The following is a 15,121-nucleotide window of genomic DNA, read 5'->3' as shown; positions in this document are numbered from 1 at the left end:
CCAAAGAGAGGCGGTAGAAACAGCGGTGTATCTGAATGAAGTGGCTGACCGGGACCCGAATATCGGTCGCAATCTTCTCCGTCAGTTGGACGAAAGACGGGAATCGGTGTCGAATTTTTGGGAGGATTGAAAATTGCCAAAACCATAACGACAATACGCCTACGTCTTCCATTGAACGGCAAATCCATCAGTCGAACCATGCTGCTGACCCCGGATCACATGTCAGTCAAGCCACTTTTAGACCACCTTGGCGTTTAGGGTGACGCAATGACGAAGTCAGGAAATAGCAACTGGAAAGCGAACAAAAATAAAACGCATTGATATTCAATGCGTTTATGACAGTTGTTTATAATTGATTATGGTTGTTTCGAGCCTATTACTTGCCGATGCAATTTATTCACATCTATAATAACCAGCACTTCAGCAATTTAATCGGTACGACAGGCATTTTTGAAAGTGGGAGAGAAATTTCGGTAAATTCAACTCTCTATCCTACACGCATCTAACGTCTTTTTCGTACCGCAGCTTCTTTTTGCCGCTATTTGCTTGAATTCTCAGGCACAAATTTACTCAAAATCCATCAAAAACAAGCAGAATAATTCCATTTTTATTTGGTAGGAAAAAATACATGACTACGCGTAAAGCGGAAAAGGCCTACAACGACGCCATCTGTCTCGCCATCTGTCTCGCCATCTCGCCATTTACTATCTCATCACTCTGACCACGTCACTCTGACCTACCATACTCCTCTTACCCTCTGCAAGATCGACAAATCTAACCTCCCGACCCTCGATTTCTAACTTAAAACGATTCGACATCAAACACCGAATCCAGCCCTTACTCCCGACAAGGAATAACCATCCTGACACGGTCTAATCAAGTATTTAGGTTCTTCATATTTATTCTAATCAAACATAACAGACTATTGGCTTGGTGGTGTCAACAAATTTGTTTATCTTTGCACACAAATGTAGAAAGATTATCGATGGAAAAGAAAGAGTATAGAAATCGCATTCGGGTTATTTTAGCCGAGAAGATGATTACAAACACTTATTTGGCAGAACAGCTTAGTGTATCAAAAATGACAATAAGTAGATGGTGTGCCAATACAACACAACCAAGTGCACCGCAACTAATAAAGATTTCACAAGTGCTACAGTGTGATTTGAGGGATTTATATGAAACGGTAGAGTAAATGGCAACAGTAAAAAAAGACATAACAGAAGTCTCTGATAAAATTACACGAGTAAAGAAAATTGTAAAGAAACGAGCTGAACGACTCAAAGAAAAAGAGTTGTTACAAACGCCTATATCTGAAGGCGTTTCTTGGAAAGATTTGAACTTTTCTCATCCAGAAAGGACGGTACGCATAGGAACCGTTTTTAGTGGAATCGGAGCCGTTGAGCATGCTTTTCAAAGGCTCGGATTGAAACATCAAATAATGTTTGCTGGTGACATTGAACCTAAATGTAAACAAAGCTACTTTGCTAATTACGCTATCAAAGAAGAGGATTGGTTTGACGACATTAGAAATTTTGATGCAACCAAGTATCTACACAAAGTGGACTTTGTTATAGGTGGGGCGCCGTGTCAAGCATTTTCCATGGTCGGTCATAGATTGGGCTTTGAAGATGCACGTGGTACTTTATTTTATGAATTTGCACGAGTTGTAAAAGAAACACGACCAAAAGTTTTTCTATTTGAGAATGTAAGAGGTTTGTTAAACCATGATAAAGGACGGACTTGGCAAATTATCCATGATATATTTGAAGAATTAGGATATGATGTAAAATTCCACGTGTTAAATAGTTGTGATTATGGCATACCACAGCATAGAGAACGAGTATATTGTCTAGGTTTTAGACAGAAAACAAAGTTTGAATATCCGGCACCAGTGCCATTGGAATATATAATGTATGATTTCTTGGAGGATTATATCGACACTAAATACTTTCTAAAAGAGAAAGGGGTCAAATTTGTGACTAGTCATAAGAATAGAGATAAAAGCTATACTCAAATCAATGGTGACATCCAATTATGCCAAAAGCGAAATCAACAATTCAATTGGCATGGTGACTTCGTGTTTCATCCGGATTCTGAATTGACACCAACAGATGAAGCATTTGATGAATTTATATTCGATGTCAAAGATGTTGAAGAGAAGTATTATCTTTCCGATAAAGTCGTAAAATATGTACTCGCAGGTGGAACAAAAAATTTCAAAACTTCAACAAAAACAGATTTAGATATAGCCCGACCTCTTTTGCAATCTATGCATAAAATGCACAGAGCAGGCGTTGATAATTATGTTACACATAAAGGTAGAATAAGAAAACTTACTCCTAGGGAATGTTTGCGTTTAATGGGATTCAAAGATTCCTTCAAAATAGTGGTTTCTGATACTGCTATGTACCAACAAGCTGGTAACAGCATTGTTGTAGATGTGCTAATCGCTTTATTAAAACAGATGGATATTACAAAATACGGAATTTAATTTTTTTCAATATGGCAGACCCTATTTGCAGATGGCGTAATACGTCCATTAAACAAGTTTCCGAATTCACCCAAGTCTTACCCCATTATCCTATGCGCAAAGAGGATGCTCGTGCTTTTGTGGAAAAGCAATGGCACGAATGGGATGGTGGGAATGATTTTTTCAGAACCCCTTATCAATTGGCGGCTCAACTTGGTCTGTATTATGAGGATGATTCGATGTTTTATCCCCGGTTTAATCACATACTTACCATTAATGAGGCTCGCCGATACATAGAAGGATGGATACGCCGTTATTATGTACCCAACCCTTATACAGGCAGCATTCGCTATGAGGGACAACCTATTATTTTGAATTCACAACTCTATCAAGCCGCAATGTCAGGTGAGTCTGAACTAAATGGTTTTTTCCGTTCTCGTTTGAATATTGATCTTGGGAATAAGGATATTCTGACAAACATTTTGAATAATTTCTCTGACATAAAGGTAGAGGATGGGCGGTTCAGTATAAAGAAAGAAGCCTCTATTGGAGACTTGACTTCTCAAAATAATTCAGAGGACAAAAAAGCATTTTTCGATACATTTAATGATATTCAAATAGATGAACTGAAAACAAAGATTCCCGACAATATCTCTCGTCAAATCATCTATTATGGTGCTCCCGGTACAGGTAAATCCCATAAAATAAAGGCACAACTTGAAGGTGTTTCTAAAGAAAATATATTCAGAACCACATTCCATCCGGACAGTGATTATTCAACTTTTGTCGGAGCATACAAACCGACAATGGAAAAGCCAATTGAAAAAGTATATGCCAAGGGAGAGCTTATTAGCAGATTAACCGAGATGAAAGAGGGAGGCGTCACGTATTCTCCCCAAAAATTCGGAGCAAAATATTGGCGTTCATTAAAACAGTTGAATCTTTCTGACAAGAAAGATATACTCCAAGCTTGCGGTATGTCTGATAATTACACTGTTGAATTTGACAAAGGAGTGGCTGTTGGAGAAGAATATCTTGCTTGTTCAAAAGAATCTCGAATAATTTATTCTTTCGTTCCTCAAGCATTTCTTAATGCTTATATACAGGCATACAAAAAACCGGATGAAAAGATATATCTGATAATTGAGGAAATCAACAGAGGAAACTGTGCCCAAATTTTCGGAGACTTATTCCAGCTTCTTGATAGAGACGGAACCGGCAAGTCGGAATATACAATCAAAGCCGATGCCGACTTGAAAGCATTTGTGGAAGAAAAATTGGGTGAGGACAATCCCGGTATAAAAGACGGGGAACTCTGCTTGCCATCGAATTTGTATATATACGCAACCATGAATACTTCCGATCAGTCGCTTTTCCCGATCGATAGTGCATTCAAGAGACGCTGGGATTGGGAGTATGAGCCGATTAAGTATAAGAATACAGATTGGAAGATAGTCATTGCCAATACTGAATATTCTTGGGTTTCATTCCAAAGAAAGGTTAACGACAAGATTTTGAGTGCAACCAGTTCCGAAGATAAAATGTTAGGTGATTATTTTGTAAACCCGTCAGACGGAGTAATTACCGATAAAGTCTTATTAAACAAAATATTGTTCTATCTATGGAATGACGTCTGCAAAGATGGAGAGGGTGATATCTTCAAAATCAGCGAAACCGAAGATGTTTCATTTTCAGAGTTGTATGGAGAAAATGGGACTAAGACGCTAATGAAAATGATGTCATATCTTGGAGTCACTAATTCTAACGATAATAAGGTTAATGTTGGAAATGACGAGGAGAAGGCAGAACTCTAATCTGAATAAATTCTATGCTGCTGTTTATTGAAGGATACCCATATACTCTGAATGATATAGTCAAGGATAAGCTGACGGTCAGAGCCATACTCAAGGATGTTGTGTCTGTTCCTGTAAAGGAGGACAAATATTCATTTGGGTATGTCGGGTATTGCTATAGCAAGACAGCAAAAGATGTTGTATTCTTCCTGCCCAAAGTCGTATTGACAGGTGAGATAAACGAGGAGAGTGGCGATGACACGATATTCGGTGCTTCGCCACAGGAAATAATAGACTTTGAGTCCGATACGGTAAAAGCCAAGTTTACGGAAGAAGGCTGTAAGGAATACAAGGAATTCCTGTCCACACTTTCGATTTGGATATACCGGACGATAAACGTATATAAACAGACTCACAACGACAATATACTTGAAAGCAAGGAATATCAGTCCGAGAGTAGAGGCAAGAAGCAGAAACACAATACACTGCTTGATGTAATAATAGCATTGAGAGATTTCAACAGAAACAATCAGGACTATTTTACATTTGTGGCCAAGAACGTACATTCCGGTTATAACAAAATCAACTGGAACAAGACCATTACTTCATCACAGGCAGTAATTCAAAACGGAAGCCCTGTTTACGTAGAGCCTGTCAACAGGAAGAAAATGGTAAACTTTGACGAAGAGCTGCTCGTTATATATTTTTCAATATTGAATTATATCCGAGAGATACACGGCTTCTCTTTTGAAATCAATATCCAATATCCGCTTATCAGTTGCGAGAAGTTGAAGAAGTCTTACATAGGTAAGAATTTGGGATGCCGAAGGTTAAAACAAATCAAGTACAAGTATTTCTCTGACAAGGCTCTCAGAATATGGGATTTGTGTTATGCATTCTTTGATAGAGAGTATAAGATTGCCATGAATAGGCAGTCTGAGGACTATCTGCTGGCAAAAGATTTCGAGCACATCTTTGAAGTTATGATTGACACTTTGGTAAGCGGTAATGACAAACAAAATTTGCCGAAAGAACTCACGGAGCAAAGAGACGGCAAGCTGGTTGACCATATGTTTGTCGGTCAAGGACTCATCGAACAATCCGATTTGACGTCTGAACTTACCTATTACATTGGGGATAGCAAGTATTACAAGCGTTCCAAGAATGACAGAACACAACTTGGCGACAAATCGATATACAAACAATACACATACGCCAGAAATGTCATTCAGTGGAACATGAATCTGTTTTTGGACGCTGACGGTAACGGAGAGCATCCTCAGTTAAGGGATACATTGACTGAAGGATATAATCCCATTCCCAATTTTTTTATCAGTGCCCGGATCCCCGACAAGAGGACAGGCGGCAGTAAATTCTTGTCTTTTGATGACAGAGAATTGAAAGCACAGGATGGCGGAGTACAGTTGAACCGCCAATTTGAAAATCGCCTGTTTGACAGGGATACGCTGTTGCTGTGTCATTATGATGTAAACTTCCTGTACATAGTGTCGTTGTATGGTCGCAACAATAAGAGTGCACAAGCAGCATGGAGAGACTATGTCCGCAAAGAATTCCGGAACAAGATTCAAGACACTCTCAACCGACTCTATACTTTTCGTATCATCCAGCCACGTAAAGGGATGAATTGCTATCAGTTCTTGAAAGAAAATTTCAGTCAACTAAACGGAAAGCTTTATCGTTCTATGTCGAATAAGAATTACTTGGTTCTTGCTTTGATGAAAGATGATGAAGAAAGCAAGAGGTTTTGGAAACGGCTAAAGGTTAGGAATACTGTTATAAAAGATGAAATTGCAGAAAATGAATCTGTAGTACAGAACGTGCAAACCCATTTCCATGTGAGTGAAGCATTCGAACTTACTACGGAGTTGCAGATAGAAGATATTCATCATGGTGTAGGCACATTGGAACAATTACCACAGCAATCAAAGAAATTTGGAGCATTGATGGTAATGATGGAAAATTATGAAATGAAAAGTCTCAAGTTCCTTCCTGCCGGTAAGATTGCTATTGGTATCAAATATACAAGAGACGGTATAGAAATTGTAGAAAAGCTTCAATCTATAGGATATATACTATTCCACACTCGTAAGGATATGGGGCAGCATCTGTTTCCTGCAACGAATATCCGCCTTGTAAAATCGGCAGTGGATGTACCTACAAATATCTACAAAAACGTCTCTACTACAGAGATGTATATCTTAGTCGTTTTTGATAATTTACGCGAGTTGGATAGCTCATCTATCCATTCAGCGAAGAAATCATATACTCCAACAACAAGGTATGATGCTTAATATACGGAAATGAATGAAATTTTAACTATCGAATAACATAGATATGGTAATCAAGCAAATACGAGTTATGAATTTTCGTTTGTTGAAAGAGTTCACGATGGAAATGGAAGATGAACTTTCCCTTGTCATCGGGAAAAACAATGTCGGGAAGACCTCGTTACTTGTGATACTTGACAAATTCTTGAATCAAGGAGACCGCAAAGGATTTCAATACAATGACTTCAATTTGGATTTTCGTTGCCAATTGAAAGATTTGATAGAAAAGGATGTCGTTGATGATACAAAATATAAAGAGATCGGTATTCAGTTAAGACTTTTAATTGAGTATGATGACCATGATGATTTGGAATATATTAGTCCCATCCTTATGGACCTGGATGCTGACAATAATTTCTTGGGATTGGGCTTTGATTACATCCTCACTTATGACATGTATGTCAATTTGAAGGCTGCTTACCAGAAGTTTATTGAACACGAAAAGAGTAAAGAAGATAAATCACGTGAGCATGGAGGAGAATATACAGCAAAAACTCTTGATGATTTTTTGGATTCAAAACAATCAAACTATTTTGTGACTATTCGTAAGTCTATCTTAATAGACAAAACAGACGGAACCTTTAAAGAGGAACAATATATTAATTTGAAAGAAGCTACTAATTTTAGGTTATCTGATGTGATCAATTTCCAATATATCAATGCTAAAAGAAATGTTGATAACAAGGATGTTGATAAAACATTGTCGTCTCAGACTTCCGAATTATACAGAATTCAAGAAATGGCGGATGAACAACAGGGTACCATTGAAAAGTTCCAAGATAGTTTAAAAGATACCGATAAGGTCCTATCTTCTATTTATGACAATATGTTTTCAGATATTGTAGATAAAGTCCGAAGATTCGGAGGCATGTCAAAAAACGAAACGGTCATTAAGGTTGTATCATCTTTGCAACATCGAGAGATGTTGAAAGGAAATACTACAGTAGTCTATCAACAGGAAGACAAAGAACTTCCGGAAAACTATAATGGACTTGGGTATATGAACCTTATTTCGATGATCTTTGATATTGATTTGATAATAAAGAGAATGCAAAGAAATAAGGAACGAAAGCCTGCGGATATCAATCTGTTGTTTATAGAGGAGCCAGAAGCACATACACATCCACAAATGCAATATGTATTTATCAAGAATATCAAAAATCTTTTGCGTCAAGGAATACAACACAAAAATGGCATAAAGCGAAAACTACAATACATCATAAGTTCTCATTCTTCTCATATCGTATCTGATTGCGATTTCGATGATATCAAGTACTTGACACACCCTATTTGCAATGGAAGTGTTGAAAGAAATGCAGTCATAGCAAAAAACTTAAAGGAACTTCAAAATGAATACGACGATGAATATAAACACTATTTTGCCTTTCTAAAACAATATCTGACGCTGAATAGGAGTGACTTGTTCTTTGCGGATAAGGCGATCTTTATTGAAGGTGATACAGAAAGAATACTACTTCCTGCTATGATGAAAAAGATAGATCAAGAATGCGAGTTGGAAGGTAATGAAGAATTTCTCATGTCGCAGAACATTTCTATTATCGAAGTAGGGGCATATTCTCATATATTTGAGAAATTTTTGAGATTCATTGGGTTGCGAAAATGTCTGGTTATAACAGATATTGACTGTTGCAAGCCTGTGATAAAAAAAGACAAGAACGGAAAGGAAGGGACGTATATTGAAAAAACGAAGTATGATGCAGCGGATGACACAATAGTTACTTCTAATGCGTCTATCAAATTCTTTTTGAATAACACCAAAAAGGTCAAGGATATTCTTGCAATGTTCCCCACCATTCTTTCATGGAACATTGAGAATAAAAGGTGGGAAACAGATGAAAGAGGATATTTAAGACTTACATTCCAATATGGCAAGAAAGACACATATCAACCACGTAGTTTTGAAGATGCCTTCTTTAGTGAAAATGAAAATTTCATTACTGAAAATACTTTTTCTTCACTACATCCAAATAGCTTAGAGCAATTTAAAAGTGATAAAGATGCTTATGAGCTGGCAAACAATGGCGTGAGTGGAAAGTCATCCCTTGCCATTGAAATATTGCTCAACAGCAAAAAGGAAGGTTCTCGTGATTTTTCAAATTGGGTAGTTCCTACATATATAAAAGAAGGACTATTATGGCTGAGGAAAGATTAAAGGATGAATTACAAAATATAACTGAGCAAATCACTAAAGGTCATCATTTTTTATTAAGTGGTGGAGCCGGTAGTGGTAAGACTTATACTCTTGTGCAGGTCGTTAAATGGATTATTGAAAATTATCCATCGTCACAAGTGGCTTGTATTACATATACGAATGCTGCCGTTAAAGAGATAGCCGAACGGGTGAACCATGACAATCTCGTAGTTTCTACAATACATGACTTCCTTTGGGACAATATTAAGAATTATCAAAAAGAACTATTCCAAACTGTTATTAGGCTACTGAATATGCCGGATTCCGGATTGCATATTTCTGGCATAGACGAAGTTCCAGTGGATTTTTTTTGTAATAGAGATAAACCTGTCACCATAAGTTACCAAGAGCATACAAATCTTAAGGAAGGTATTTTGTCTCATGATGAAGTGATTGTTGTTGCCTATGAGATGTTTAAAAAATACAAAAAACTATGTGATATTCTGAAGAGTCGCTATCCTTTTATTTTGATTGATGAATATCAGGATACATTTCCTATGGTAATTGAGATTATGCTCGGGTTCTTGAAGCAGTCCGACAAAAAGAACATTATCGGTTTCTTTGGAGATGCTATGCAGTGTATCTATGATAAAGGTGTTGGCGATTTGAATAAATATAAGTTTGATGGTACGAAAGGAGAAGTGTATGAAGTTCAGAAGTGTCAAAACAGACGGAATCCTTCATTAGTTATTGATTTAGCTAATAAAATTCGCATAGATGGGTTGGTGCAAGAACCTTCTAATGATGACAAGGCTCCAAATATGGAAAATGGTCATGTTAAGAGTGGTGAGATTTTGTTTGTGTTTTCACAGCAAGAAGGAAACGTGTTGCCAAATGTAAGATCATATCTTACTCAACAAAAAGGTTGGAATTTTCATGATACAAAAGTAACTAAAGAACTGAATTTGACTCATAACCTCATTGCTGGAAAAGCTGGTTTTGCAAATTTAATGGAAATATATAATGGCGATCCAATTCTTGGGTATGTAAAAAACAAAGTTAAGCCTTGTGTGGAAGCCTATTTTACAAAGGACGAAATGGATGGGAAAACACTGGCTGACATTTTGAATGATTTGCAAACCAAAGGAATTGAATCAAAAAAATACGAACCGACCAAAGCTCAAAAAAGTTTTATCACAAGCCATACTCTCTTGTATGACAGGGCAAAGAAGTATAACTTTGAAAGTTTAATACATACCTACGTAGATAAGTCACAATTGGTTGATGATAAGAAACAAAGTGAGGATGAAGAAAGCAAAACGGGGTCAAAACGTTCTCCCTTAGTAAAACATCTCTGCAAGATAGAACAAGCTATTCGGCTTTTTAAAGATGGTAATGTCTCTGAGTTTCTCAAAGTCACAGGATATACGCAAAGTCGTTATTATGGTGACGATAGAAAAATAAAGAGTAAAGCAGACAAGTCAAAATTAAATGAATCTATTAATAAGCTACAGAATGTGGATAATATGACTATAAGGAATGTGATAGATTTAGCAGACAAGGAGAGTATTTGTTTAATTGATGACAAGTTAGATAATTATAAAGAGCGTTACCCCTATATTTACGACAGAATGATGGAGGTTTCATATAGCGAATTTGTAAACTTGTATAATTATCTTGAAGGACAAACTCCATTCTCCACTCAACATAAAACAAAAGGGGCAGAATTTGATAATGTTCTTGTTATTCTTGATAATGGAAGGTGGAACAACTACAATTTTGAGAAATTGTTTACCGCTTCTGTAGATGAACTTTTGGAATCAGTAGTGCAACGTACTAGAAAAATTTTCTATGTGTGTTGTACTAGGACCAAGGAGAAATTGGCCGTCTATTATCATAAACCAAACGCTGCGATTTTAGCCAAAGCGCGAGAATTGTTTGGATATCAAAATGTGATAGAGATTCCATGGAATTAAATCATACTTCAGAAATTAGGAGAATTAGATAAAATGAATCAATCTAATAAATACAATAAGCATGAATAGAATAATATTAATAGGCAATGGATTTGACTTGGCTCATGGTCTTCCAACTAGATATGAAGATTTCATAAACTGGTATTGGGACCAGTGGGTTACGAATTTAATGACATGCTATAATAATGTAATGTATGATTGTCTATGCTCTTTTTCTATAAAAGGTGGCGAAGGCACATGGCATAGCTTATTGTTGAATAATGGTTTTACATTTGACCGTCCAAAAGGTAAAGATTTTGTAGAGTCCATTCTCTCAAATAAAGAATCATTTGAGGTAAAATTCTCGCCTTTGCTTAAAAGAATACAAGAATCATTATATGAAAAAAATTGGGTTGATATAGAAAATGAATATTACCGACTCCTAACGGAATCAATATCAAATAAGAGTACAACTACATACATTCCGAACGAAATAAATGCCCAATTACAATATTTACTCAATTTACTGACACAATATTTGGGGGAAATTAATCGCGCCCCCATCCGATGTAATGATTCTATTATTCGGTTTATATCAGAACCTATTGAATTTGAGAATATAGCAGTTGGTAGTAACCAATATTTTTATGATCATTGCAATTATTGGGCCAATCAAGATCGATATTTCTTATACAAACATTTAGGTGCGTATGATGTACCAGTCGAACAAGCCGTGAGCATTCGAGCTGAAGTAGATGATTTTTTACAAAAGTCTACAGCACAATGCCCCGATGGGGGATTAATTGTTACGGACATAAGTAAGATGCCATTGCAATTACGTTGTCCGAACAATACTATGTTACTAAGTTTTAATTTTACTGGAGTTACTGATTGGTACTCACAATTATGCAGATGTTACGCAAATCATATACATGGAGATTTACAAGAACCCCGTAATATGATATTTGGATATGGGGATGAACTTGATGATAATTATCGAGAATTTCTCAAACAAGAGAACAATGAATATTTGAAAAATATAAAGTCTATACGATACTTAGAGTCTTCTAATTATCGAGGTATGCTTCAGTTTATTGAATCTGCACCGTATCAGGTTTATATTATGGGACACTCGTGTGGGAACTCTGACCGGACACTTCTAAATACTTTGTTTGAGCATAAAAATTGTGTTTCCATAAAGCCATATTATTATCAAAAAGAGGATGGTACAGATAATTATTTGGAGATTGTGCAGAATATTTGCCGTAATTTTACTGATATGAAACTGATGCGTGATCGCGTAGTAAACAAAACATTTTGCGAACCATTGCCACAGAGTAAGACAAATGAGCAAATTTGACGAGTACATAGTTCACGGAGAACCGGGACAGAAGGAGAAGGCTGATGCTTGGCAAACGGCAATTGGTCTTCAGGATGTAGATGGGTTGAAGGTTTCGCCCTATCTACTCGATACCGCGCGTACCATTCCCAACAAACCCAACGATCCGAATCAGAAGTACCGAAAAAAGCAATAGAAACAAATATGGATAAGAATCTTGACATACAAATTGAGGAAACTCTGAAGGCTTATTTGGCTTCGGGTGTCGAGGATCAGGTGGACTATCAGAAGTTCTACCTCTATTCTATTGTGACCCATTCTACGGCCATTGAGGGCTCTACCGTAACTGAGATTGAGAACCAACTTCTTTTCGATGAGGGTATTGCCGCAAAGGGGCACTCTCTGACCGAACAGATGATGAACGTAGATCTGAAAGACGCTTATCTTCATGCTTTCAGAATTGCCTCCGAGAATCCAACATATACTCCCCAGTTATTACAACAGCTATCAGCTCTTGTGATGAGGCGGACAGGAAGTGAATACTCCACTATTGCCGGACAATTCGATTCATCAAAGGGTGAGTTTCGTCTTTGCAATGTAAGTGCAGGTATCGGAGGTAGAAGTTATCTCGGTTATAACAAGGTTCCACACGCCGTGAATGACTTCTGCAAATGGCTTAACGACGAGATTCCTAATATAGACAAGGCAGATATTGCAGCTTGCTACCGTCTGAGTTTTGAGGCTCACTTCCGACTCGTAACTATTCACCCTTGGGTTGATGGTAATGGACGCACTACCCGATTAGTGATGAATATGATTCAACGCCAGCTGGGTCTTGTTCCGTCTATCGTAAGAAGAGAAGGCAAAGGAGAATACATACAGTCGTTAGCTGAAAGCCGTGAGAATGATGATTCTACCATAGTTCAGAATGTTATGCTTCGTCACCACATTGCAAATCTCAATCGTCGAACTTTACAGTATCAAGAAAATGACACTGTAAATCTGCAAGATGACACCGTAGATGACATTGTAAACGAATTGAAGGAAGGTTTGAAGAGGATATATATCGCAATTCAAAACAATCCGGACATTACCCATTCACAACTTATGGAACTCTTCAACATCTCAGAATCAACAGCCAAGCGATCAACCCGAGATCTTAAGAAATTAGGTTACATCGAAAGGGAAGGTTCAGACAAAACCGGTAGATGGGTTATTCTTAAATAAAAGTTATGAGCGAATTTGACGAGTACATAGTTCACGGTGAACCGGGACAAAAGGAGAAGGCTGATGCTTGGCAAACGGCAATTGGTCTTCAGGATGTAGATGGGTTGAAGGTTTCACCCTATCTACTCGATACCGCGCGTCAACACATTGAGGGAGACATTACCATTGATGAGGCTCGTGAACGTATCAAGGCTTATTATGAGACAAAATCAGGACATGATGATGTAGATGAGGAGGGAGATAAAGCGTCTGTCAACATCGCAAAGATTCTCAGTGAGCCGTCGTTTGCATTCTCTTTAGTTGGACTTACCTCTATTCATAGACGTATCTTTGACGGTGTATTCAAGTTTGCAGGACAGTTGCGAAAGGTTGAACTTAGCAAAAAAGAATGGGTACTTGGTGGAAATGCCTCCGTAAGTTACCAACCGGCTATTGACTTGCGAGAAGCTATCGAATATGACCTGTCACGGGAGAAAGAATTTGACTATTCAAATCGCCCAATGACTGAGATCATCAAACACTTGTCTCAGTTTATCGCAGACCTATGGCAAATTCATCCGTTCCGTGAGGGAAATACTCGCACAACTGCGGTATTCCTGATAAAGTATCTTCGCTCTATGGGTATTCCGGCAACCAATGATATGTTCAAAGAGCATTCATGGTATTTCCGCAATGCCCTCGTGAGAGCATCATACAAAGGACTTAATATCTCCCCTACAACTGAATTTGTCGAAAAATTCCTGCGCAATGTTATTCTCGGTGAAAAGAATGAACTTCGCAATCGAGATATGCTTGTCGGCGCATCTCTTCCAAAGCCAACCAACCAAAGTGCAATAGGAGACAATTCAAAGAGCAATATTTGCACTTTGAATTGCACGTTGGAAGAAACGGCTGTGCTTCGGTGTATTGAGATCAATCCCAAAATGACTCAAAAAGAAATGGCATCAACAATCCGTAAATCAGAACGTACTGTAAAGACCATAACTTCTACTCTCGTAGAAAAGGGAATCATCATCCGCCGAAATGGACGCCGCAACGGTTGGTGGGAAATCATAAAAACCAATGTCTGAATTATGAGCAAGAAGTCTATTCGATTTTTCAATGACCGTGAAGTTAGAGCGGTATGGGATGACGAGAACAACTGTTGGTGGTTCTCCGCTACTGATATTGTGCGTGCCATAAACGATGAACCGGACTATACCAAAGCCGGCAACTATTGGCGTTGGCTGAAAAGAAAGTTTAAGACAGAGGGTTTTCAGTTCGTGAGTGGCACTCACAAACTGAAAATAGTGGCTGCCGACGGTAAGCAATATAATAGCGATGCTTTATCGGCTGAGGACATCATAACGCTCGCCAAGCATTACCCAAACAATAGGGCGAGCAAGTTTCTGGACTGGTTCTGAGCCTTGACCGCACCAACTGGAAATTCGGTGAGGTCAACATCAATATCCTTATGCTCGGAGTGACATACAAGGGCGTTGCATTTCCACTGCTTTTTACTATGCTCAATAAACGCGGCAACTCCAACTGGAAAGAGCGGACTCGACTGATTGATAGATTTATACGGCTGTTCGGCGCTGAGTGTATAGATTCCCTTGTCGCCGACCGCGAGTTTGTCGGCAAGCAGTGGGTCGAGTATCTCAACAACAGACGTATCCGATACTACCTGCGAATCAAGCAAAATTTTTGGTTGCGCAATCCCAAATCTGGAGAGACCGGAGCATGCTGGGACAGCATGAGGGCTGAAAACGAATGCCTAAAACGGCAATTCGCCGTTGGAAGGCATAGCTGATTATCAGTTATTTGCATTTTTCGTTTATGGTATCAGGCCATA

General features: G+C 38.0%; 9 protein-coding genes and 3 pseudogenes. All 12 read left to right on the top strand.

The annotated features are described in order from the left end of the window. Positions 1-985: 985 nt before the first annotated feature. On the top strand, positions 986-1,195 hold the full coding sequence (locus G7Y39_RS12320) for a helix-turn-helix transcriptional regulator (RefSeq protein ID WP_165157750.1): 210 nt from the start codon (positions 986-988) through the stop codon (positions 1,193-1,195). Continuing rightward, a complete protein-coding gene (locus G7Y39_RS12315; RefSeq protein ID WP_165157749.1) occupies positions 1,196-2,494 on the top strand; it encodes a DNA cytosine methyltransferase in 1,299 nt (432 codons plus the stop codon). 11 nt (positions 2,495-2,505) lie between these two features. Then, positions 2,506-4,287: a hypothetical protein gene (locus G7Y39_RS13730; protein ID WP_241160048.1), complete on the top strand. Its 1,782-nt coding sequence runs from the start codon at positions 2,506-2,508 to the stop codon at positions 4,285-4,287. A gap of 14 nt (positions 4,288-4,301) precedes the next feature. Further along, positions 4,302-6,578 carry an LlaJI family restriction endonuclease gene (locus tag G7Y39_RS12300; RefSeq protein ID WP_241160047.1) on the top strand — a complete coding sequence of 759 codons (2,277 nt, stop codon included), beginning with the start codon at positions 4,302-4,304 and terminating at the stop codon, positions 6,576-6,578. Between the two features lie 43 nt (positions 6,579-6,621). Beyond that, a complete protein-coding gene (locus G7Y39_RS12295; RefSeq protein ID WP_165157748.1) occupies positions 6,622-8,787 on the top strand; it encodes an ATP-dependent endonuclease in 2,166 nt (721 codons plus the stop codon). Continuing rightward, positions 8,769-10,742 (top strand): ATP-dependent helicase, encoded by a 1,974-nt coding sequence (locus G7Y39_RS12290; RefSeq protein ID WP_165157747.1) that lies wholly within the window; start codon positions 8,769-8,771, stop codon positions 10,740-10,742. The genes G7Y39_RS12295 and G7Y39_RS12290 overlap by 19 nt, the downstream gene beginning before the upstream one ends. Before the next feature lie 61 nt (positions 10,743-10,803). Then, positions 10,804-12,081, top strand: coding sequence for an AbiH family protein (locus tag G7Y39_RS12285; RefSeq protein ID WP_165157746.1), 1,278 nt, complete (start codon positions 10,804-10,806; stop codon positions 12,079-12,081). Further along, a pseudogene (locus G7Y39_RS13725) lies at positions 12,068-12,202 on the top strand (antitoxin VbhA family protein); the annotation flags it as partial. The gene G7Y39_RS12285 and the pseudogene G7Y39_RS13725, both read left to right, overlap by 14 nt. A gap of 62 nt (positions 12,203-12,264) precedes the next feature. Further along, on the top strand, positions 12,265-13,287 hold the full coding sequence (locus G7Y39_RS12280; RefSeq protein ID WP_165157745.1) for a Fic family protein: 1,023 nt from the start codon (positions 12,265-12,267) through the stop codon (positions 13,285-13,287). 5 nt (positions 13,288-13,292) lie between these two features. Further along, positions 13,293-14,357: a Fic family protein gene (locus G7Y39_RS12275; protein WP_165157744.1), complete on the top strand. Its 1,065-nt coding sequence runs from the start codon at positions 13,293-13,295 to the stop codon at positions 14,355-14,357. Positions 14,358-14,360: 3 nt separating this feature from the next. Continuing rightward, a pseudogene (locus tag G7Y39_RS12270) lies at positions 14,361-14,687 on the top strand (cell filamentation protein Fic); the annotation flags it as partial. Then, positions 14,675-15,016, top strand: a pseudogene (locus G7Y39_RS12265) (IS4 family transposase); the annotation flags it as partial. The pseudogenes G7Y39_RS12270 and G7Y39_RS12265, both read left to right, overlap by 13 nt. Between the last annotated feature and the right edge of the window lie 105 nt (positions 15,017-15,121).

The sequence above is a fragment of the Parabacteroides sp. ZJ-118 genome (genome assembly GCF_011038785.1).
Taxonomy (GTDB): domain Bacteria; phylum Bacteroidota; class Bacteroidia; order Bacteroidales; family Tannerellaceae; genus Parabacteroides.
Note: the sequence above shows the minus strand (reverse complement) of the source record. Positions and strands in the feature narration are given on the sequence as shown.